This is a genomic window from Aeromonas sp. CA23, assembly GCF_002587065.1.
Lineage (GTDB): Bacteria > Pseudomonadota > Gammaproteobacteria > Enterobacterales > Aeromonadaceae > Aeromonas > Aeromonas bestiarum.
Genome location: NZ_CP023818.1, coordinates 4,173,809 through 4,194,937, shown reverse-complemented (window position 1 = coordinate 4,194,937; position 21,129 = coordinate 4,173,809). Strand labels below are relative to the sequence as shown.

Genomic DNA, 21,129 nt, shown 5'->3' with positions numbered 1-21,129 from the left:
GTGCCAAAACCAATCTCTCCTGTGTGCATGTCGTCATGGTGCCTGACGTCACATGGCGAGTCTTCTGATGCCTGCGATTTGCCGCTTGCCGGATAAAACTTGCCGCCTTCGGCAATTATTTTCCTAAAGCTTGTGTCCATGCGGCCGTTAAATAAAGTGAAGCAATCGAGGGGTGTTCGGAATCCAACGTTTGCACTACTGCGGGTGGCCTGTTCGTTCAAACAGACACCCGCCAGAAGACACAGGATTGTTCAACCTGTTCTTCTAACGGTGGGACGTCGCTTTGGCGGCGCAACCCGCAGTCGCATGTTCTTCGGGAGAATATTTTATGGCCATGTATATCAACACGAATACTTCATCACTGAACGCCCAGCGTAACCTGATGAACACCAACAAGTCCCTGGATACGTCCTATACCAGACTGGCCTCAGGTCTGCGTATCAACACCGCCAAGGATGACGCAGCCGGTCTGCAGATCTCCAACCGTTTGACCTCACAAGTCAATGGCCTGGATCAAGGTAACCGCAACGCCAACGATGGCATCTCTGTTGCTCAGACCGCTGAAGGCGCCATGGATGAAGTCACCTCCATGCTGCAGCGTATGCGTACCCTGGCCCAGCAATCGGCCAACGGTTCCAACAACACTGACGACCGTACAGCACTGCAGCAGGAATTCGACCAGCTGACCACAGAGATCGACCGTATCTCCACCGATACTTCCTTTGGTGGTCAAAAACTGCTGGATGGCAACTACAAAGGTTCCTTCCAGGTCGGTGCCGATGCCGGTCAGACCATCACCTTCAAGATGACATCTGCCTTCACGATCAGCGGTATTGCGTCATCGACCAAGGGCAGTGCTACCGTTGCAACCAGCGCTACCGGTGAACCCTACACGGTAACCAAGGGCACCACTGCTGTGACTTCCACCAGTGTAAGCAGCATCAGTACTGCTAAGGATGCCCAGACCGCCATGGCCAACCTTGATTTCATGATCAAGGCGGTTGACAGCAAGCGGGCAGAGTTGGGTGCGGTGCAGAACCGTTTTGACTCGACCATTCGCAACCAGTCCAACGTCTCCGAGAACCTGAGTGCAGCACGCTCTCGTATTCGTGACGCAGACTTCGCGACTGAGACGGCCAACCTGACCAAGCAAAACATCCTGCAACAGGCTGCCTCCAGCATCCTGGCGCAAGCCAACCAAAGACCGCAATCTGCCCTGTCCCTGCTGGGTTAACAGACAGGCTGTGATGAGATAGAAAGAGGAGCGACGATATGGCCAATGAAATTGGAATCCCGTCATCGGTCACTCCTTCTTCTCTTCAGTCAAGTAGCAAGAGCGGCCAATCGGCCGCTCAAGTGCTATCTGGCACGACAGAAGAGCAGCGGGTGACGGCACAGGATGTGAAAAAACAGCAAGAGGTCAAAGCTGAAGAAAAAAGCAGCAAGCAGGACACCTCCGAGATTGATGTTGAAAAAGAGGTTCAAAACTTGCAGGAGTTCAGTAAGTTGCAAGGATGGACAGTCAATTTCAGTGTTGAGAAGGATCTCGAGCAGGTCGTCATCAAGGTGATGGATGCTGAAACCAAATCTATGATTCGCCAGATACCCAGTGAAGAGTTGCTGGCCATCAGCAAACGGATCAAGGATTTGCGCGAAGGCGATGTGGCCGGTGGAGGCTCGCGCGTCGGGTTGTTGCTCGATAAAGAGATCTAATACGCAAGCGTTACGAGGAGAGTGAGTATGACCACGATTACTTCTGCAGGTGCGGGTTCGGGACTCGACCTGGAGTCAGTGATTGCTGCCAGTGTCGATGCCAAGAAGGCACAGCTGCTGCAGCCTATCACCACCAAGAAGACCAACACTCAGATCACTCTCTCAGGGGTTGGGCAGCTGAAATCCGCAATTGCCTCTTTCGTGACCACGCTCAAGGCGATGTCCAAGGATGATGCCTTCAACAAGCGGGCCATCTCTATCACCCAGGACAAGGATAATCCTGTCCTCAAAATCGAGAGTAAAGCGGGAGCTTCCAACGGGCAGTATGACATTACCGTCGAAAAATTGGCAAAGACCAGCAGGTTTGAAGGTGTGTTCGACAAATCCACCGACCCTCTTATTACCCAGGATGGTGTCCTGACCTTCAAGGCCGGTGACAAGACCTTTGACGTGGATGTCAAGGCGGGGGATACGCTGCAATCCATTCGCAAGCGCATCAATAATGACGGTGACAACTTCGGCCTGAGCGTCAACATCATGAACACATCCGATGGCAAGTCCAAACTTGTCATCGACTCTGGCATCAGTGGTACAGGCAAGGATCTGCAGATTACCGGCAATACCACTGAGCTGACTGACAACCTTGTCTCCAAGCTGAGCCAAAAACAAGCTGCTCAAGATGCCCAGATCAAAGTGGATGGCAGCACGCTGACCAGTGCGACCAACACATTCGATGGCACCATTGCAGGACTCAAGCTCACTGTGTTGAGGGAATCGGACAGTACCACGGTCGGGACCACGACTACTTACAAGTCGAACAAGGTTGACGTGACCACCGACAAGGGCGGCATCAAGGACATGGTCAAAAGCTTCATCGATGGCTATAACGCCTTGGTGAAGAAGAGCAGTGACCTTGGCAAACGCAACTCGATTGTGGCAGGGGTCAGTCAAAATGATGGCGGTGCCTTGGCCGGTGACGCCACGACTCGCGCCGTGGCCAACATGATGAGCGGTGCGATCACAGAGCCTTCCAATAACTCGTCCACGTTTTCGACCATCTTCCAGTTGGGTGTCAAGATGGACAACAAGGGAGTACTCTCCCTCGATAGTGAAAAATTTGATGAGGCTATCGACAAGAACTTCGACCAGGTAGTTGCCGTATTTGGTGGCAAGGATGGTGTGGCGGGCAAGTTGGCCGGGCAGCTTGAAAGTTACTCAAAAACGGGCGGGTTGCTTGCCAAACGTGAAGAGAGCCTCAATTCGGATCTGCGCGATGTCAATCGCAAGCAGTCGGATGTCGCGGCCCAGCTGACCAAGTATGAAGAGACCCTGCGTGCCCGCTACGGGAGTCTGGATAGCATGCTGGCCAAGATGAACAAGTCGGCCTCATATTTGAATCTGCTCAACACCAAGAGCAGCTAATTTGTAGTCAGGATCGGTGTTTCATATGTATCGGAAAAATATCAAAGCCTATACCACCCAGAGTCTGCAATCCGAGCTGGCAGTCGCAGACCCTTATCGCGTCATCCAGCTGTTGATGCAGGGGTGTCTCGAACGTCTTGCTCAGGCGCGTGGTGCGATTGAGCGCCGTGATTTTGAGAGCAAGTCCCAATCCATTTCCAAAACCATGGCCATCATCAACGGGTTGCAGGACTCGCTGGATCTCTCCTACGGCAAGATACCAGAAGATCTCTTTGCGCTTTATGACTATATGAAGGTGCGGATGATGGATGCCAGCCGCGACATGGATATCGCCATCGTTGACGAGGTGATGGCCCTGATGTTGACCGTGAAAAGCGGGTGGGATGCGATTCCTGTTGAAGAGCGTGACAAGGCGCTGGCTCAGCAAAAAGTGGGCCGGCCGGAATGAGCCATGTCCCGTTATCCGAGCTGATTGAGCATGGCAACCAGCTGTTGGCCCTGCTGGAGCAGGGCGACATGCTTGCGGCAGACAAGCTGACGGCTCATTACTTGAGCGCGCTTGATGGTGTGTTTCAACACATTGAACTTGGAACTGCATTGAGTGTGGAACAGCAACAAGTATTGCTGCAGTTTCAAACCATCCACGACTGGGTAGAAAAAGCGAAGCATCTGACAGAACAAGAGTTACTGCAGTTTTCCAAGGCCGGTCGAGCCTCTGATCTTTACAAATTGAATGCAGGTTAGGCATATAGAATGGATTTTAATAAAAATATTACTCAGGTCGAGAATGAATTATCCCGCCTCGAACTGCAAAAAAAGCAGGAGGCCGCCATGCTGGATGTGCTGCCTGCTCGTTATGAACTCAATATGGCGGCCTTCGAAAAATACATGCCTGGCATTCATGAATTTTTCAAAGATTACCAGCCTGTCAGGCCGTTTCGCTTCTTCTGCAATGAGAATGGTATTCCCAACGTCTTATGGCTTGATGAACAAGTGTCACTCTATGGGGAAGACCCACTTGTCGAAGCACAAGCACAGATAACCGAAGTGATTGAACAGAGTGTGTTGCAATGCATCGATTTTGTTCCCCAGTGGTACATCGATGGTCAAATCCATATAAAATACAACAATGAAATATCCAATCTTAAAGACAAGGCCGCGTTGGAAGGACTTAGATTAAATAAGGTATTGAATTCAGATATTCCATTGTCACTCATGTTTGGCATTGGTCTGGGTTACCAGCTGGGTTATCTCTATGAGCGGTGCAAGATAAGGAATCTATTTGCCTTCGAGCCTGATCTCGACATGTTCTATGCTTCCCTCTACTGCTTCGACTGGCATACTTTGCTTGAGTATATGGAGCAAGAGTCACTGACTCTGCACCTGTTCATCGGTGTAGATGAACAATTGCTGGTAGCGGACATGATGGAGGCCCTCCATCGCAAGGGGGCATTCTGGTCGGCCAGTTATTTCTCGTTTTGTCATTATCATTCACCAAAATTACATGAATTGATAGATCAGGTAGAGCGCGAGTTCTATTTGCTCAAGACGGGTTGGGGATTTTTTGACGATAATATTTATGCACTTGCCCATAGCCATAATCATCTGCAGGAGGGAACGCCATTCCTCAAGCGGCAGCGTGATACGTCGGCATTCAGCCAGGTCCCTGTATTTGTTGTAGGTAATGGGCCGTCTCTGGACCAGAGCATAGATTTTATCAAGCAGCACCAGCAGCAGGCCATTATCATCGCCTGTGGTACGGCCGTCAGCGCGCTTCACAAGGCAGGAGTCAAACCAGATATCTATGTGGCGGTAGAGCGAACCAAGAGTTCGGCCGATTTTCTGCGTATTCTGGATGCCGATGATTTTATCAAGGATACCGTCTTCCTGAGTGTTGATGTCATCCACCCTGAGTGCAAAGAATTCTTCCGCAAGACGGGATTGACGTTCAAACCCAACGAGCCCATGTTCTCCATGCTGATAAGTGTCTTTGGCCAAGCATTTGAATATGACTCCATTGAGTTTTCCAACCCGTTTGTTGGGAATACAGGTCTCAACTATGCAGCCTTGCTGGGTTTCAAACAGGTTTATCTGTTCGGCATCGACAATGGTTACAAGTCTGCTGGAAAACACCACTCCAGTTTGAGCCTGTATTATAACGACAAGAAAGAAGCAAAATATGACGAGGATCTGAAAGACACTTTCCCCGCACCAGGCAACTTTGGTGGCGAGGTGCGCATCAACCATTTGTTTGGGCTCGCTATCCATAATATGGAGCGGGTACTGAATGATTATCCTGATTTGCGCTGTATCAACAGCAGCGATGGTGCCTATATAGAAGGCGCCAAACCTCAGCGTATCGAATCTCTGCAGCCATTCTGGCCTGAACTGAATAAAGTTCACTTGATGGATGAGGTGATGGAACGTTGTTTCCAACCTTTTGACATGTCCAGTTTTGATTTCAATGCTGCGCTCAATGCGCCACTCTTCGATGAGCTGATAGATAAACTTCGAGCAGACTGGCAAGTCGTGCCGTGCGAGCACAATGCCATATTAGCCCTGATGCAACGGCACCATGATTATCTCCTCTACTTGCTCATGAGTCGGGAATGCCATTTCTATCGTGTACTGATTGGTTCGATAAACTATTTCTATGCCAATATCATCAGCTTGATGATGGCATTGGTGAATGCAGAGTCTGACGAGTTTGAAATAAAGCTGAAAGAGGCTGAAGCAATACTCGGTCACTTCTTTGATGAGAGTAAGGTCATGTATGCCGATGCGTTCCAGCGGCAGGATTCTACCTACTTCGCCGGGCTTGATGTCTTCAAACATACCTGACAAGCAGGCCATGCCTTCTACTGAAAAGATGCCTGTTCAGGCATAACGAGACGCCGGCTGATGCCGGCGTCTCTGTTTTCAATATCCTGGTGTCATGACCAGATCTGGTTGCTACTTGGTTTGCAACTGCGCGATGGCATCACACACCTGCTGTACGGCATTGAGTGCCCTCGGGGTGAAGCGATGCAGCTCATCCGAGTTGATGAGTTGCAGGCGCTGATGCTTGACCGCATCGATCATGGGCCACTGCTGCCAGTGACGCAGGGCGTCGGGATCTTGACTCCCCGCCAGGATCAGTGCCGGGTTGGCCTTGATGATCTGCTCCAGGCTGACCTGGGGGTAGGGAGTGCGGGCTCCCGCCATCACATTCTCTCCGCCACACAGTTCGATGGCCTGAGCCGGCCAGGCGGAACCGCTGACGCTGGTCAGGGGGGGATCCCAGAGCTGATAAAACACCTTGATATGCTTGGGCTGGCCGTAGCGTTGCTTGAGGTCGGTCAACCTGGCGAGATAGGCATCGGCCTGGGCATTGGCCGCTTGCTCCAGCTCCAGCCGTGTTCCCAGCACGCGTATTTCCGAGGCCAGGGAGGCGAAATCCGTGGGCTCGGAGTAGAACACCGGAATACCCAGCTGCTCTATGGGGGCCAGCATGCGGGATTGGGCCGAGCGCCAGGCCACCACCAGATCCGGTTTCTGGGCCAGCAGGGCTTCCAGGTTGATGCTGCGGTAGTTGGCCACGTGTGGCCGTGTCGTCACCTCGGGTGGAAAGTCGGAGGCATCATCGGTGGCGACGATGCGATCGCCGGCACCGATGGCAAACAGCAGCTCGGTCAGATGGGGGGTGAGGCTGACGATGCGCATCGGCGCAGCCGCCTGCAGCATCAGTGGCCAGCAGAACAGGCAGATCAGGGCGACATGCCTAGCCATGCAGTTGCTCCAGCGCGGTGAAGAGGACGGCCAGTGCCAGCCAGCCCCAGCCAATTTGTTGCAACCGGTTGAGCAAGCGCAGTGCACTGCTGGCGTCAGGGTCGCTCACCGCATAGAACACAGGGAAGCGAAACAGGGTGTCCTGGTAATAGCGTGGGCCGCCCAGCCGGATCCCCAGCGAGTGGGAAAGCAGCATCAGCAAGGCGCCCATGGCAGGGTAGGGCCACCGTATGGCCGTGCGCAGGCGAGCCCCCAGTTGACGCAGCTGGGTCAGGCACAGGGGCAATGCCAGCAGCAGGATGGCGGGGGTACAGAGTCCCTGGTAAAGCACGGCAGCGGCGCGGCCGAAGTGGCTGAATGCCGCTTGCTTGGGGCTCCAGCCCTGGTTCATCAACTGAGCGAGTCGCCACAGCAGGGCACCCTGAACGCCCGCCAGTGCAAACCCGAGCAAGGGACCGGCCCATTGTCCTGTCAGTCGCAGCGTGCAGGTCTCGCTGACCGCCTTGGCGACCCCCATCACGGAGAGTTTGCCGGTATCGCGCCTGAGCCAGGGGGCAGCCTGCAGCCGGGCAACCACCAGCGTCTCCTGACTTGCCAGCGAACGGGTGGCCTTGGCCAGCTCTCGCAGCGGGCGCGACTCTATCATCAGCAGCAGAAACAGCAGATCAAACAACGGCTCCGAGAGGGAAAGGTTGCGCACCGCCCAGAGTCCGGCGGCGCACGGCAGCCAGACAACCAGCAAGGCCAGCAGACCGGCCTGGAATTGCTGCCTGGGCGCGCCATCTGGCCTGTGTACCTTGTGGCCGAGGCGGGTCAGCAGGGGCACCAAGGCGGAGAGCCTGAACTGGGCAGGCCAGGGCAGTATGGCTTCCAGCAGCGTGGCCCCGAGCAAAATGGCCGCCGGAGTGGCGGCCATGTGTTCCAGCGTGGCGAGGTCGATCACAGCTTGCCGAGCATCTTGATGATCATCTCGGCCGAATGCTGGCCCGCCACCTCGATGAAGGCGTCGAAGGATTCAACCTGTTCCTTGCCGGCGATATCCGACATGGCGCGGACCACCAGATAGGGGACCTTGAACATGTGGCACACCTGGCCGATGGCGGCTCCTTCCATCTCAACTGCCAGCATCTGCGGGAAATCGGCACGGGCTTTCGCAATCGCCTCGGGCTTGCACATAAACTGATCGCCGGTGCAGATGAGGCCAACTTTGGTCTGATGCTTGCCTTGCTCGGCGATGCAATCCTGGGCCACCGCGATCAGCTTCTCGTCGCAGGGGAAGGCGGCGGGTTGTTGCGCCATCTGGCCCATCTCGTAGCCGAAGGCGGTCACATCCACGTCGTGGAAGCGCATTTCGCTGGCGATGACCACGTCACCTATATGCAGATCCTGGGCAAAGCCGCCGGCGGAGCCTGTGTTGATCACGCAATCCGGGGCAAATTTTTCCAGCAGCAGGCTGGTGGCGACGCTGGCGGCGACCTTACCGATGCCGGAGCGAGTCAGGATCACCTCTTTGCCCGCCAGCATCCCCTGATAGAACTCGCAACCGCCCAGTTGCAGGGTGGTTGGCTCGCTCATCTGGCTGCGCAGCAGGGCCACTTCCTGTTCCATGGCGCCGATAATACCTACTTTCATCACTCACCTCGTCTCGATGGCCGCGTGGCCGAATAAGTTGTTGTGGATCATAACAAAAGTTGGCGATGGCGCCGAGCATTCCGAGATGGTCGCCAGGAGGAAGATAAAAGGGGAAAGAGGCGGAAGTGACGTGTCCCCGCTCAGCGGTATTGTTCCACCAGCCTGGTCAGCGCGCCGCTGTCGGCCAGTTGCTGCAGCGTGCTGGCAAACAGGGCCAGCCGCGCGGGCGAGGTGTGTTGATGAAACAGTATGTAGAAAGGGGTCTCTTCCATGACGGTGGGGAGTATGCGCACCTGGCCGGTGAGCCTGTGCTGGCGAATATCGAATTCGAAGCCGGGTGAGCGGTAATAGATGAAGCGCCCCCGTTTCATCCGCAGCTTGTCGTAGTTGGCTGTGCTGTTGATCCCGCCGCTGTCGATGAGGAGCCCGCCGATGGCTTGCAGCCGCTCTATGGCTCCGCTGCCATGGTTGATGAGGATGATGCCCTCCTTGCCAAGGGCCCTGACATCGTCCCAGTGACGAATATGGATGGGGTCGTCGCTGCGCACCGCCAGGTGGTAGCGCACCGTGAAGATGGGCGGTTGCAGATAGATGAAGTGGTTGCGGCGGGCCGGGTTGTCGCCGACGCCGCAGATAAAATCGAGCTGGCCGTGCAGCACGCTCTTCTCCAGCCGTTTCAGCGGCAGGAAGATCTGATCGCCCTGGATGCGCAGGGCGGGTTCTCGCTGCTCCATGAGTCGAAACAGGTCGACGCAGATCCCGCCGACGTGTCCATCCGGGTTTTCAATGTATTTTGGGGCCGACTCCGGCTGCGCCGCCGTGTGATAGACCTCTATGGTACTGGCTGCCCAGAGCGCAGGGGCAAGCAGGAAAAGCAGTGAGGCCACCCAGGATCTCATCTCATGCAGGCCCTTGATGAAGGCTCGGGGAGATCCCGATGCCAGCTATGTCAGTATCGTCAACGAATGGGACATTGGGCTATTTATCAGCATCTTATCAACCCAATGCGGTGTCGAGCGTCATCATGAGGGCAAAGCCGGCCATCAGCCCCAGGGTGGCGTGGGTCTGGTGACCATTGCGATGAGTCTCGGGGATCACCTCGTGGGATACCACAAACAGCATGGCGCCGGCGGCCAGCCCCAGCCCTATGGGATAGGCGATGGCCATGCCGCTGGAGAGGCCCACTCCGAGCAGGGCGCCGAGCGGTTCCAGCAGACCGCTGCCGATGGCGACCAGTACGGCTTTGCCTGGATGAAAACCGGCGGCGCACATGGCCAGCGCCACCGCCAGCCCTTCCGGAATGTCCTGCAGTGCGATGGCGGTGGTGAGCGGCAATCCCACCGACATGTCTCCCTGGGAGAAGCTGACCCCGATGGCCATGCCCTCCGGCAGGTTGTGCAGGGCGATGGCAAACACGAACAACCAGACCCGGGAGCAACTCTCATGGCCCGGGCCGCAGGGGCCCGTCTTGTCGTGTTCATGGGGAGTGAACTGATCCAGTCCCAGCATCAGCAGTACCCCCAGCGTCATACCGGCTACCACCACGGCGGCGGCGAGGAAGCCATCCCCGGTGATCCCTTCCGCTGCCTCGAGTCCCGGCAGCAGCAGGGAGAAGGCACTGGCGGCCAGCATCATGCCGGCGGCAAAGCCCAGCATGCTGTCTTCCACCCGTTGTGGCACGGCGCGCAGGAAGAGGGCCGGCAGGGCCCCGAGGGCAGTGGCGGCAAAACCGGCCAGTCCACCGATGAGGCCATAACGGGCTCCCGGACTGATGTCACCAGCCGCCAGCATGATGAGGCTCTGCAACAGCAGCAACAACACGGCTGCCAGGGCGATGAGCAGGCCGATCGCGGTCAGCGGGCGAGCCTGCATCTGCTCGCGCAGCTGAATTGACCAGGAGGAAACCGGCAGCGCCGACGCGTTATCCATAAGCATGACCTCGATTGGCAGCGGATGAGGGGGCTCATCACCATGGTCTTGCATTACACCGAGGCGGGCCTGCTTTGTCCATGCCCGCTGACCGATTGCCTTCATCGGCTAACTATTTGATATGTTTTGGTCGCTATAAAAAGTTTGTGATGAAAGTCCGGTTGTGCGGAAAAACAACTTGCTTTCACACCGCGAAATCCGGTGAAGGAGTAGGCAGATCTGTGGTAAAGTGCCGCCCTCGCGAAACCAGCCCTTCCCTTGGTTTTTCGCAACGTCCCATCTCCCGTCAGGAATGTCCGGGTATCAGCTCATACGGATGTGATCGCCACAGTGCACCTGCTTGTCAGCAGTTGAGGATCACCAGCCACCATGTTTTACAAAAATCTGTCTATCGGCAAGAAGATTGCCGTGGTCTTTGCGGTCATTGCCGCCGTCAACGTGATATTCGGTATTTTTCTCTCCAGCGAGCTGCGCGGCGTGCGCGACCGCGTGCTGAACTTTACCGACTCCACCCTGCCGAGCGTGCTCTCGGTGGAAACGCTGCTCTACGACGTCTCTTACGTGCGTCGGGCCCAGTTCGCCCTGCTGATGGTTGACGATGCCGCCGATCTGCAGGCTCGCCGTGGCCGCATTCAGGACAATGTCCAGAAGGTCGAGCGTGCCTTTCGTGCTTACGAGTCCACGGTCGGTGCCGATCATGAGCGCCAGGTGTTCAACCGTGCCAAGCAGGACTGGCAGCAGTACCTGAACTCGGTCAATGCGGTGGATCAGCTGCTGGTACAAGGCCAGCTGGCCCAGGCCAAGGCGCAGCTGTTCCAGTCCAACGCTGCCTATGGTGCGCTGGAACAGTCGGTCAACAGCCTGGTGGAGGTGAACCTCGGCTTCGTGAAGGAGAATCGGGGCAGCCTGCTCGACAGCGTCAACATGGTGACCAGCTTTGCCATGGTGAGCATAGGTGGCCTGCTGCTGTTCATGATGGCCATGACCTGGTTCCTGACTCGCCAGATCTGCCTGCCACTGCAAGCCGTGGTGGCGCAGGCCAACGCCATCGCCGCCGGTGATCTGACCCATCAGCTGGATCGACAGCACATAGGTCGCGATGAGCTGGGCATGCTGGCCAAGGCATCTCTCAAGATGCAGGACAACCTGCGTGGCCTGATTGAAGAGGTAGTAGCCGCGGTGACCCAGCTTGGCGCCGCCATCGAAGAGGTGAGCGCCGTTTCCGAACAGTCGGCGCAAGGGATCCAGAGCCAGCAGCAGGAGATCTCCCTGGTGGCAACCGCCATGACCCAGATGAAGGCCACCGTGGCCGACGTGGCCGGCAACACTGAGACCGCCTCCGAGTCCGCCAGCTCCGCCAACGCCCTGGCCCGTCGCGGCAATCAGGATGTGCAGAGCTCGCTGGTGGCCATTACCCGGGTCGCCGAGGAGATTGAACAGGCGGGGACCCTGGTCGCCGAGCTGGAGCGTGAATCTGCCCAGATCAATGTGGTGGTGGACGTGATCCGTGGCATCGCCGATCAGACCAACCTGCTGGCGCTCAACGCCGCTATCGAGGCGGCCCGTGCTGGCGAGCAGGGCCGCGGCTTTGCCGTGGTTGCCGATGAGGTGCGTACCCTGGCGGGTCGTACCCAGGCCTCCACCGGCGAGATAGTGGCCATCATAGAAACCCTGCAGGCGCGCGCCAACCAGGCGAAAGAGGTGACAGGTCAAAGCTGTGACATGATCCGCCAGTGCGTGGTACAGAGCGAGCAGACCAGCAACGGCATCCAGCAGATCGAAGAGGCGGTCGCCCAGATTGCCGACATGGCCATTCAGATTGCCAGTGCCTGTGGCGAGCAGGATGCTGTCTCCGATGAGCTGGGTCGCAACGTGGAGCGGATCAATGAATCCTCCAACGAGGTTGCCATCGGTGCCGATCACACCGCCCGCGCCTGTCTGGAGCTGAGCCAGCTGGCTGCCGGTCTGAAGCAGACCATAGGTCGCTTCCGCCTGGCCTGATGAGGGCAATGCCGGCTTGGTCTAGGCTGAGCCGGCCCATGCCCGCTGGACACACAACAAAACCCGGCGCTTGCCGGGTTTTGTTGTTTTACAGGGCGCCAGGGGAGGCGGATACCCGGCGAATGAATCCTGATCTTCACGTCTTCATGCCGGGCCTGCGACTGCGGGCGGATGGCCGCGGGCAAAGGATTGATGTCGGCAGTTAAGCATGGTGAAACCCGGTTGGCGGGAAAGGGGTATGAGGATTTGCGTTGATAACGCTCATGCCTGCCGGGCTGCAAGGGAGGCTCAGGACTGCCATGGAAGGGCCTGCCTCGTTGCTGTAGCAATAAAAAAACCCGGCCAAGGCCGGGTTTTTTGTGCGTGCGCTGCGAGAGGCTGGCTTATTTGGCCAGGGACTCCGGCAGGTTTTCGCGGATCTTGCCGAGCATCTCTTTCAGGACGCGCGGGTTGGCAACCACTATGTTGCCGGAGTTTTCGTAGTTGTGACCACCCACGAAGTCGGTGACGATGGCACCGGACTCTTTGGCCAGCAGCTCACCGGCAGCGGTATCCCAAGGCTTGAGGCCGATTTCCCAGAAACCGTCGACGCGACCGGCGGCCACATAGGCCAGATCCAGTGCGGCAGAGCCGGAGCGACGGATGTCGGCACATTCGATGAACATGCTCTGGAACATCTTCAGGTACGGCTCTATGTGGTGCTTCTGCTTGAACGGGAAACCGGTGGCCAGTACTGTGCCAGCCAGCTCTTTGGCCTTGCCGACACGGATGCGGTAGCCGTTCAGCTGGGCGCCGTTACCACGGGTCGCGGTAAACAGCTCGTCACGGATGGGATCGTAAACGACGGCCTGTTCGGTCTTGCCCTTGACGCGCAGGGCGATGGAGACGGCAAAGTGCGGAATGCCCTTGACGAGGTTGGTCGTGCCATCCAGTGGGTCAATGATCCATTGGTAGTCCGGATTGGTACCGGCAATCTCACCAGACTCTTCAGCTATGATGCTGTGTTCCGGGTAAGATTTTTTGATGGTGTGAATGATGGCCGCTTCGGCGTCACGGTCAACGTTGGTCACGAAGTCATTGCTGCCTTTCTGGATGGCCTCGATGTTCTCGGGCTGGGAGAAGGCTTTTACTACTACTTGACCGGCGTTGCGCGCAGCGCGCACGGCGATATTCAGCATCGGATGCATAGGTTCACCACTGGATGTTAAAGAACGGGGGATAAAAGGACGCGGTATAATACCAGTCTTTTCGATAATGGCAACCGTTATACGCCTTCTCCCTGACCTTGGCGACTGCCAGATCTGACGGCTCCAATATAGGCTTCTTTTGGTCTAGTCTTATGGCAGCAGCCGAATAACAGGCTGCATTGAGCATAGGGACGTGGATCATGAATCTGTCATTAGTCAGTCAAAAACCGTCGGCAGCGAGCACTCAAGGGCTGCTGGCTGCCTTGAGAGCATCAACCGGATATGGCGACTACTTCAACGAGGTGAGCATTGCCCAGCCATCACAGTGGCAGCCGGGCAAAGAAGAGGCGGCCATACTGCTGCTCGATGGCGATACCCCCTGGCCCGAGTTTGCCTGGCAGCGCAGCGGCGAGACGTTCGGCTTGCCGGTATTGCCGCTGCTGATGCGCGGCGGGGATGAGACCCTCACCATTCAGGGGCCGGATGTGCGGGATCCGCGCTTCTATTTTGTCTCCAACGGCATAGTACTGGACGAATCCGAGCTGGCCGATCCCGCCTGCAGCAGAGTGCTGTTGAGCAAGCTTGAGTCCTACTTCCCGCTGTTGTCCCGCCTCATTTTACTGCGCCAGCGCCAACCCGTGGGGCTGTGCAACTAGCGTTTCTCTTCCTGCTTCCGGGCTGTTCAAGCGGCGCAATATTTGTCATAACTGACCCGTATTGCGCCGCTTTGCCATGCCGGAGCCGGGAAAATGTCCGCATGGCGTCTATCCCGTTGTCTTTACCTGTCTGGCATAAGCACAGCAGTGATCGTGTCTGTGCCAATGTGTGGATCACAAGGAGTTCATGATGATCGATTTTTATACCGCAGCCACCCCCAATGGTTTCAAGGTGGCGATCGCCCTCGAAGAGCTGGGACTGCCCTATCGGGTGATCCCGCTGGATTTGTCGGCGCTGGATCAGAAAACCCCCGCGTTTCTGGCCATCAACCCCAACGGACGCATCCCGGCCATCGTCGATCGGGATAACGGTGACTTCGCCGTGTTCGAGTCCGGCGCCATCCTGCTCTATCTGGCAGAGAAGGCGGGCAGGCTGTTGCCGCAGGATCCCAAGCGTCGTTCCCAGGCCATCCAGTGGCTGATGTTCCAGATGGGCGGGGTCGGCCCCATGATGGGGCAGGCCAACGTCTTCTATCGCTACTTCCCGGAGAAGATCCCGGCCGCCATCGAGCGCTATCAGAAGGAGGGGCGCCGCCTGTTCGAGGTGCTCGACAGCCACCTGGCACAGCACGAATACCTGGCCGACGAGTACAGCATCGCCGACATCGCCACCTGGCCCTGGGTGCGCATTCATGACTGGAGTGGCATCTCCATCGAGGGTCTGCCGCATCTGCAAGCCTGGATGGCGCGCATGGCAGAGAAACCCGCCTGCCAGAAGGGGATCACCATACCGCCACGCAACGAGACACCGGAGGATCTGGTCAAGCAGGCCCAGCAGATGGTAACGCGTTGATTTTTATTGCTGACGGGGCAAATTGCCCCGTTACATTAGAAAAACTAGGGAAAGCTGATTACAAAGATTCGTTCGTTTTTCGTGATCTGAATCACTAAGATCACGCCAAGCCAAGGGAGTGTCCTGCTCCCGGCCGGTGCGGGTTCTCCGCCTTGTATTTTCACCTTTGATTGACTCTGTTTTTTTGGATCCCCTCTGCAGGTTTCTGCCAGGGGTGCGGCAGCTTTTTGATGATTTGCGGGACTGAGATATGTATCGGCACAGTTTTTACCCTCTGTTTTTTCTGACCATCCTGATGGTCGCCGTGGGCCAGATGACCCAGACCCTGTATGTGCCCTCCATTCCCATGATGGCGGGGGACTTCAACGTGGCCTCCGGCCAGTTGCAGGCGGTGATGGCCTGTTACCTCATTCCGTACGGGCTCTCCCAGTTTGTCTATGGCCCGCTGTCGGATCGCATCGGTCGTCGTCCTGTGCTGCTCATCGGCATGATGGTGTTTCTGGTGGGGACCCTGACCATTCAGCTGATCCCGAGCTTCACCGCGCTGCTGGTGGGCAGCCTGATCCAGGGGATGGGCACGGGTGCCGGCGGTGCCATGAGCCGGACCGTGATGCGCGATCGTTACAGCGGCGCCGAACTGAACCGGGCCAACAGCTTGGTGAGCATGGGGGTGATCTTCTCCCCGCTGCTGGCCCCCGTCCTGGGTGGCTGGTTGACCGAGCTGTTCAACTGGCGCGCCGGTTACTGGTTCCTGTTCGGCTTTGGTGCCGTGACCACCCTGGCCCTGCTGGCCTGGTTTGGTGAAACCCTGCCGCAAGCGGCTCGCCAACAGCCGCTGCGGGTCGGCGCCGCCTACCGCCACGTGCTGGGCAATCCGCGCTTTCAGGGCAACCTGCTCTGCCTGATGGCGACCTTCGCCGGTCTGGCGGTGTTTGAAGCGGCGGCCGGCGTGCTGCTCGGCGATGTGCTCAAGCTGAGCGCCCGCACCGTGAGCGTGCTGTTCGTGTTGCCGCTGCCCGGCTACCTGTTCGGCGCCTGGCTCTCCGCCAAGCTGAGCTTCCGATTGAGTCAGGGCAAGCTGATGCGCCTTGGTATCGTCTTCCTGGCGCTGGGGTCACTGATCATACTGCTGCCTGGCTTGTTCGGTGTGGTGAGTGCGGCCTCCCTGGTGGGGGGCGCGGCCGTCTACTTCATCGGCAGTGGCATCCTCTATCCGACCGCCACCTCCTGCGCCATCGAGCCTTTCCCGGGGCAGGCTGGCACCGCCGGCGCCATCCTGGGTGGCATGCAGAACCTGGGGGCGGGGATAGTCACCCTGCTGGCAGCCTGCTTCCCGATGGAAGGCCAGGTGACCCTGGGGGCCATCATGACGCTCATGGTCCTGCTGGTGGCTCTGAGCTTTGCCTGGCTGCGCCACCACGGCTCGCCGCACGAGCAGATGGCCGTCTGATCGCCTCGTCACAGTGACAAGCCCGCCCTCGCCGGCGGGCTTTTTATTGGTTCGATACTGGTGTTGTGGGGGCCTGGGCTGGGGGAGACATTCGGGGTGAATCTGAGCAGACAAGGATGAGCTGCCGCGCTGGGCATCTGTAAACGGGAGGCAAAGAAAAAGCCCGTCATCGTGATGACGGGCTTTTTGCTGTTGGTACCCCGGAGATGCCGTTGCCGGTTTGGGCCCTTGAACCGTAGGTTCAAGGCGGGAATCGAATCTGACCGCAGGCTTCTCGGTCGTGCCGAGCATGCGCAATAGCCAGAAGGCCGATCCCCTGGTGGGTATGATTATCGGCTCGGGGACTTGAACCGGCTGACGCACATCCCAGGGAATTTTAAAACGGTGCGCGATTAGGGCTGCAGGCCCTCGCCGCTGGATTCGCCATACTGTCCGTGCTCGATCAAGGCCGCTTCTATGGTGCGTTGCAGCATCTTGATCCGCTTGTCCATGGTCTCAGAGTATTGGTGATTCTTCTCTTTTTCAAGGCAGAGCTCATGGCAAAAATTGAGCGCTGCCATGATCGCCAATTGCTCGTTGCTGGAGACCTTGGAACGTTGACGCAGCTCGATGAGTTTGTCAGTCAGCTGGTCGGCGGCCTGGCGCAGGGCATCCTGCTGTCCCAAGGGACAGGATACCTTGTAGGGACGTCCCAAAATGACGATTTCTACGGCCTCTGTGCTCATGCCTTCCTCAATACGGCGGTGCTGATTTCCGCCTTTATCCACGTGGACAACTGGGCGGGACTATATAGCGCAGATGCAGAAGTTTCAAGGCCTTGCTGGCTCTGGAAGGGGGAGAATGCTAGGATCCTGACCATTAATTTTGCATATTTGCCTGAACTTTGAGCGGATCTTCGATGAGCAAAACGAACCCCCTGAAATACACGGCCGTGGCCGACCTGATGGAACAGCATGAGCTGATGGCAACGGCGGTGGAGGCCCATGGCGTGATCTGCGGTCTCGTCTGCGGTGGCGTGGCACTGGACGACAAGAGCTGGCTGCCGCCATTCAACGATCTGGTCAACGACGGTTTCGGCTTGCCGGCCCCGGTGCGCCAGGTGATGACAGATCTCTATCACGAGATAGTCGAGAGCCTGATGGCCCAGAAGGGCGTCGAGCTGCTGCTGCCGAGCGATGAGGCGCCGCTTGACGAGCGCATCGATTCGCTGGTGGACTGGTCACAGGCATTTCTGGCCGGGTTTGGCGTGGTGCAACAGGAGCTTTCCAGGGCGTCCGAAGAGTTGCAGGAGATGATCCAGGACATCGCCAGCATCACCCAGGTCTCTGCCGAGTTCGATCAGGAAGATGACGAGAACGAAGCCTCCTTCCTGGTGCTCTACGAGCATGTGCGCCTGGGGGTCATGATGACCTTCGAGGAGTTTGGCAAGCGTCCCGATACCCCGATCGCGCCGCCGACCCTGCACTGATCGCTCCTGCGACAGAAACAGCATAAAACAACGCAGAGCGCCCCGGTGGCGCTCTGCTTTTATCTGGCCGTATGGGGGAGGCAGTTCAGCATTTTTTCAACCAGATCATGGTCGTGACGCCGTTTTTTGCCCGTGGCCTCGCATCCCGGCCCCCCGCTTTGTGATAGCATGAGGTCACGTTCCCAGCTTCTTCCTCTCATCTCATGTCTCAATCTGATCTGGTTCACGTCGACGTGGCTATCGTCGGCGGTGGAATGAGCGGCGCCGTGCTGGCGCTCTCTCTTGCCGCGTTGCGAGGTGCCGACGGCGAGCCCCTGCAGATCCTGCTGCTGGAGGCGAGCGCCCCCGAGCTCAATGCCCATCCGGGCTTCGATGCCCGCGCCATCGCGCTCTCTGCGGGCACCTGCGAGGCGCTGGTCCGTCACGGGCTTTGGCCTCGCTTCGCCCCTCACTGCTCCCCCATCACCCAAATCCATGTCTCGGATCGGGGCCACGTCGGCCAGGCTGGATTGTCGGCGGCGGAATATGGTCTGCCCGCGCTCGGTCAGGTGATAGAGCTGTCGGCGGCCGGCATAACACTGCAGCAGGGGATGGCGGCCTGCCCCCACATCCATATGCTGTGCCCGGCCCAGCTCTCGACCATTGAGCCGCTTGAGGAGGGCGTGACCCTGACGCTGGCCGGTGGCGAGCGCTACCAGACCCGGCTGCTGGTGGCGGCCGATGGCGGTCACTCCTTCGTGCGCCAGCACTTCAAGATGACCGTCACTCGTCACGACTTTGAGCAAAGTGCCATCATAGCCACGGTCAAGACCGCCGAGGATCCCGCCGGGCGGGCGTTCGAGCGCTTCACCCAGGGGGGGCCGCTGGCCTTGCTGCCGATGCAGGATGGGCTCTCCTCCCTGGTGTGGAGCGTCGGGCGGGAGCAGGTGGATGAACTGATGGGGCTGGATGAGGCCACCTTTCTCGCCCGGTTGCAGCAGGCGTTTGGCTGGCGGCTGGGCCGTTTCGAGCGATGCGGCCAGCGCCACGTCTATCCGCTGGTACAGACGGCCACCGACTACCCGCTGGCCCAGCGCACCGTGCTGGTGGGCAATGCCGCCCACCTGCTGCACCCCATAGCAGGGCAGGGCTTCAACCTCGGCATGCGCGATCTGGACCTGCTCACCCAGGCGGTTGCTGGCGCGCTCGCGGCGGAGGAGGACATAGGCAGCTTTGCGGTGCTGAACGGTTACTGGCAGCTGCGCAAGGAGGATCAGGCCCGGACCATCTGGCTCACCTCCTCGCTGGCCCAGCTCTTCTCCAATGGCCACGATCCGCTGGTGGCGGGCCGCAACCTGGCGCTCTCCCTGATGGGGCGGCTGGCTTGCCTCAAGGCGCCGCTGGCCTCCCGTACCCTGGGGTTTGTGGCCGACCTGTGCCGTAAATGAGGGGCGCCGCCCACCTGCGGCGGTCAATCGCGAATTGAAAGGGGCTATGCCAACGGGCGTCCCCTGCTGACCCGGCGGTCAGCCACGAAAGGAACAGATGATGCAGATGCAAAATGTGGATGTGGTGATAGTGGGGGGCGGCATGGTGGGCCTGGGGCTCGCCGCCGCGCTCAAGGAAAGTGGCCTCAAGATTGCCATCGTGGAGGGGCAGTTGCCCGATCCTGAGCTCGGGAACGCGCCGGACAACCGGGTCAGTGCCCTGAGTCTGGCCAGCCAGCGCATCTTGCAGCAGGTCGGCGCCTGGGCCGGGATAGCGGCGCGCCGCCTGCAGCCCTACGAGAAGATGCAGGTGTGGGAGCAGGACAGCTTCGGCCAGATTGGCTTTGATGCCGCCAGTCTGCGCCAGGGGGCGCTTGGGCACATAGTCGAGAACCGGGTCATCCAGCTGGCGTTGCTGGAGGCGATTCTTGGTGGCAATGCAGGGGATGCAGACAACATACAGCTGCTGAGTCCGGCCCGGGCCGCCAGCCTGCAAAGTGGCGAGGCGGGGTCGCTCCTGCTGCTGGACGATGGCCGCGCGCTGTCGGCCAAGCTGGTGGTGGCCGCCGATGGCGCCCACTCCTGGGTGCGCCGACAGGCGGATATCCCGCTCACCAGCTGGGATTACGGCCATCACGCCCTGGTGGCGACGGTGCGCTGTGCCGAGCCCCACGAGGCGGTGGCCCGCCAGATCTTCACCCCGGATGGCCCGCTTGCCTTCCTGCCTCTGTGGCAACCGGATCTCTGCTCCATCGTCTGGTCCGTGCCCGCCAGCCGGGCCGAGGCACTGTGCGCCTGCGATGACGAACGGTTCAACCGCCAGCTCACCACCGCCTTCGATGGCCGGCTGGGATTGTGCAAGGTGGAAGGGGCGCGCAGCGCCATCCCGCTCACCGCCCGCTATGCCCGCGACTTCGCTCGCGAGCGGCTGGTGTTGGTGGGGGATGCGGCTCACACCATACATCCGCTGGCGGGGCAGGGGGTCAACCTGGGCCTGCTGGATGCGGCGGCGCTGGCGGAGCAGATTGTGCAAACGCATCGTGCCGGTGGGGACATAGGCCTGCTGGCCAACCTGCGCAGCTACGAGCGCTGGCGCAAGAGCGAGGCGGCCCGCATGCTGGCGGCCATGGAAGGGCTCAAGCGGCTGTTCAGCGGGGCCAACCCCCTCAAGAAGCTGGTGCGCGGGGTGGGATTGTGCGCCTTCGACGCGCTGGCGCCGCTCAAGCAGGGGGTGATCCGGGCCGCCATGGGGCTCGATGGCGAACTGCCCGCCCTGGCCAAGGGTGAAAAAATCTAATACTACTCAGGTTTTTTTACAACAAAACTAATCTGACGAGGCTGATGACCCATTTTGGGCATCAGCCTTTAATCTGGGTGGCAGGCGAAACGTTTTTCTTCAAATTGTGACGAAACGGTAAAAATCGAAATTTAATCTCGTGTGAGTCGCTGTTCGACTGTTTTTATCACTGTTTTTACCTTAGTGTCTGGGGTCTGTTTACTGGCGGTGGATTAGTTTTTTTTGAGCGGCAGGCTCGCCCGCTTGTCATATAATCCGCTGCGTTCAAGGAATCACTCTTGCCCCGC

At 58.4% G+C, this 21,129-nt stretch carries 20 protein-coding genes and 1 other RNA gene; 13 read left to right on the top strand and 8 right to left on the bottom strand.

What is annotated here, in order from left to right:
• Positions 1–328: 328 nt before the first annotated feature.
• The 6 genes from flaB to CK910_RS19320 are packed head-to-tail and all read left to right on the top strand — an operon-like array spanning position 329 to position 5,976.
• Positions 329–1,234, top strand: coding sequence for a flagellin B (flaB, locus tag CK910_RS19345; protein ID WP_098984380.1), 906 nt, complete (start codon positions 329–331; stop codon positions 1,232–1,234).
• Positions 1,235–1,272: 38 nt separating this feature from the next.
• Entirely contained in the window at positions 1,273–1,713 is a 441-nt protein-coding gene (locus tag CK910_RS19340) for a flagellar protein FlaG (RefSeq protein WP_098984379.1), read from the top strand.
• Positions 1,714–1,740: 27 nt separating this feature from the next.
• Positions 1,741–3,135 (top strand): flagellar filament capping protein FliD, encoded by a 1,395-nt coding sequence (fliD, locus tag CK910_RS19335; RefSeq protein WP_098984378.1) that lies wholly within the window; start codon positions 1,741–1,743, stop codon positions 3,133–3,135.
• A 25-nt stretch (positions 3,136–3,160) separates the two neighbouring features.
• Positions 3,161–3,583: a flagellar export chaperone FliS gene (fliS, locus tag CK910_RS19330; protein ID WP_098984377.1), complete on the top strand. Its 423-nt coding sequence runs from the start codon at positions 3,161–3,163 to the stop codon at positions 3,581–3,583.
• Entirely contained in the window at positions 3,580–3,879 is a 300-nt protein-coding gene (locus tag CK910_RS19325; protein ID WP_098984376.1) for a hypothetical protein, read from the top strand. The genes fliS and CK910_RS19325 overlap by 4 nt, the downstream gene beginning before the upstream one ends.
• A gap of 9 nt (positions 3,880–3,888) precedes the next feature.
• The gene (locus CK910_RS19320; protein WP_172955370.1) at positions 3,889–5,976 is read left to right on the top strand and encodes a motility associated factor glycosyltransferase family protein; all 2,088 of its coding nucleotides are present in this window, start codon (positions 3,889–3,891) and stop codon (positions 5,974–5,976) included.
• A 111-nt stretch (positions 5,977–6,087) separates the two neighbouring features.
• Here the strand turns inward: CK910_RS19320 and CK910_RS19315 are convergent, their stop codons facing one another.
• The 5 genes from CK910_RS19315 to CK910_RS19295 form a co-directional block, all read right to left on the bottom strand.
• A complete protein-coding gene (locus CK910_RS19315; RefSeq protein ID WP_098984375.1) occupies positions 6,088–6,903 on the bottom strand; it encodes a cobalamin-binding protein in 816 nt (271 codons plus the stop codon).
• The gene (locus tag CK910_RS19310) at positions 6,896–7,846 is read right to left on the bottom strand and encodes a cobalamin biosynthesis protein CobD/CbiB (protein ID WP_172955369.1); all 951 of its coding nucleotides are present in this window, start codon (positions 7,844–7,846) and stop codon (positions 6,896–6,898) included. Before CK910_RS19310 ends, CK910_RS19315 begins: the two co-directional genes overlap by 8 nt.
• On the bottom strand, positions 7,843–8,535 hold the full coding sequence (gene mtnN, locus CK910_RS19305) for a 5'-methylthioadenosine/S-adenosylhomocysteine nucleosidase (RefSeq protein WP_043136828.1): 693 nt from the start codon (positions 8,533–8,535) through the stop codon (positions 7,843–7,845). Before mtnN ends, CK910_RS19310 begins: the two co-directional genes overlap by 4 nt.
• 140 nt (positions 8,536–8,675) lie before the next feature.
• A complete protein-coding gene (locus CK910_RS19300) occupies positions 8,676–9,434 on the bottom strand; it encodes a substrate-binding periplasmic protein (RefSeq protein WP_098984374.1) in 759 nt (252 codons plus the stop codon).
• Positions 9,435–9,531: 97 nt separating this feature from the next.
• Positions 9,532–10,464, bottom strand: a complete 933-nt coding sequence (locus tag CK910_RS19295) for a ZIP family metal transporter (protein WP_043137005.1) — start codon at positions 10,462–10,464, stop codon at positions 9,532–9,534.
• Between the two features lie 369 nt (positions 10,465–10,833).
• On the opposite strand from CK910_RS19295, the gene CK910_RS19290 reads away from it, so the two are divergent.
• A complete protein-coding gene (locus tag CK910_RS19290) occupies positions 10,834–12,465 on the top strand; it encodes a methyl-accepting chemotaxis protein (RefSeq protein WP_043136824.1) in 1,632 nt (543 codons plus the stop codon).
• Positions 12,466–12,848: 383 nt separating this feature from the next.
• On the opposite strand, the gene suhB is transcribed toward CK910_RS19290, so the two are convergent.
• Entirely contained in the window at positions 12,849–13,652 is an 804-nt protein-coding gene (gene suhB / locus CK910_RS19285) for an inositol-1-monophosphatase (RefSeq protein ID WP_005310327.1), read from the bottom strand.
• Positions 13,653–13,852: 200 nt separating this feature from the next.
• On the opposite strand from suhB, the gene CK910_RS19275 reads away from it, so the two are divergent.
• The 3 genes from CK910_RS19275 to emrD all read left to right on the top strand — a co-directional run bounded on the left by CK910_RS19275 (position 13,853) and on the right by emrD (position 16,611).
• Positions 13,853–14,308: a hypothetical protein gene (locus CK910_RS19275; protein ID WP_043136820.1), complete on the top strand. Its 456-nt coding sequence runs from the start codon at positions 13,853–13,855 to the stop codon at positions 14,306–14,308.
• Between the two features lie 190 nt (positions 14,309–14,498).
• Positions 14,499–15,161, top strand: a complete 663-nt coding sequence (locus tag CK910_RS19270; RefSeq protein WP_098984373.1) for a glutathione S-transferase family protein — start codon at positions 14,499–14,501, stop codon at positions 15,159–15,161.
• A gap of 250 nt (positions 15,162–15,411) precedes the next feature.
• Positions 15,412–16,611, top strand: coding sequence for a multidrug efflux MFS transporter EmrD (emrD, locus tag CK910_RS19265; protein WP_043136815.1), 1,200 nt, complete (start codon positions 15,412–15,414; stop codon positions 16,609–16,611).
• Between the two features lie 193 nt (positions 16,612–16,804).
• Here the strand turns inward: emrD and ssrS are convergent.
• A non-coding RNA gene (ssrS, locus tag CK910_RS19260) (6S RNA) lies at positions 16,805–16,987 on the bottom strand.
• A gap of 16 nt (positions 16,988–17,003) precedes the next feature.
• Positions 17,004–17,336, bottom strand: a complete 333-nt coding sequence (gene zapA, locus CK910_RS19255) for a cell division protein ZapA (protein WP_042865847.1) — start codon at positions 17,334–17,336, stop codon at positions 17,004–17,006.
• Between the two features lie 173 nt (positions 17,337–17,509).
• Here zapA and CK910_RS19250 point away from each other — a divergent pair, with 173 nt between their 5' ends.
• From CK910_RS19250 to CK910_RS19240, 3 genes are all read left to right on the top strand, one after another.
• Positions 17,510–18,079: a UPF0149 family protein gene (locus CK910_RS19250; protein WP_042034443.1), complete on the top strand. Its 570-nt coding sequence runs from the start codon at positions 17,510–17,512 to the stop codon at positions 18,077–18,079.
• 203 nt (positions 18,080–18,282) lie between these two features.
• Positions 18,283–19,506 carry a 2-octaprenyl-6-methoxyphenyl hydroxylase gene (ubiH, locus tag CK910_RS19245; protein WP_098984371.1) on the top strand — a complete coding sequence of 408 codons (1,224 nt, stop codon included), beginning with the start codon at positions 18,283–18,285 and terminating at the stop codon, positions 19,504–19,506.
• A gap of 100 nt (positions 19,507–19,606) precedes the next feature.
• The gene (locus CK910_RS19240) at positions 19,607–20,842 is read left to right on the top strand and encodes an FAD-dependent 2-octaprenylphenol hydroxylase (RefSeq protein ID WP_172955368.1); all 1,236 of its coding nucleotides are present in this window, start codon (positions 19,607–19,609) and stop codon (positions 20,840–20,842) included.
• Positions 20,843–21,129 lie beyond the last annotated feature (287 nt).